The sequence below is a fragment of the Nioella ostreopsis genome, assembly GCF_004000255.1.
GTDB lineage: Bacteria > Pseudomonadota > Alphaproteobacteria > Rhodobacterales > Rhodobacteraceae > Nioella > Nioella ostreopsis.
Genome location: NZ_RCIQ01000087.1, coordinates 1 through 527 on the forward strand (window position 1 = coordinate 1; position 527 = coordinate 527).

Annotated in this window: 1 protein-coding gene; it reads left to right on the forward strand. The window is 65.2% G+C overall.

Annotated features, from left to right (window positions below):
• The coding region (locus tag EP237_RS23390; RefSeq protein ID WP_206052359.1) for a hypothetical protein at positions 1 to 281 on the forward strand (281 nt) is incomplete at its 5' end.
• Positions 282 to 527 lie beyond the last annotated feature (246 nt).

A 527-nucleotide genomic window follows, 5' to 3' on the forward strand; every position in this document is an offset into this window, starting at 1 on the left:
ATCACCGGGCCGCACATCGTAGGCATAGCGCGGCCTCGGAGGAACGCAAAAGGCAGGCCGGGCTGACCCGCGTGTCGGTTTGGGTGCCGGTTTCCGACGCGGAGGTGTTGAAACTCTACGCCAAAGGCCTGTGCGAGGGGAACGTACCCGATGACATCGGGCTCTCTCAGGCTGGAAACGGAAAGATCAGCGTAATCGGTGTCACCCCGACCCGGCGGACTGAGAAGCGGAAGAACCCGCCCTGCGATGAGCGGCAGCTGGACCTCTTCGGCCCCGCGTGAGCGGATCCGGACGGGAGGCAGCGNTGAAAGGGCCATCCGGTTTCGGCCGGGACACAGGCGGGGGACGTAGGGTATTCTCGTGATGCGGGCCGGGTGGCCCGTGGGGGCAGAAGCTCCATTCACTCTTGTTCTCGATGGCGCCCAAGAATTCGGCGCAGGAGGGGCGGGACAACGATGAATGACACGGAAAGGAGCTGCGCGTTCGCAGCATGAGCCGGGCCTGGCCCGGACGGAGGAGACGGAAGA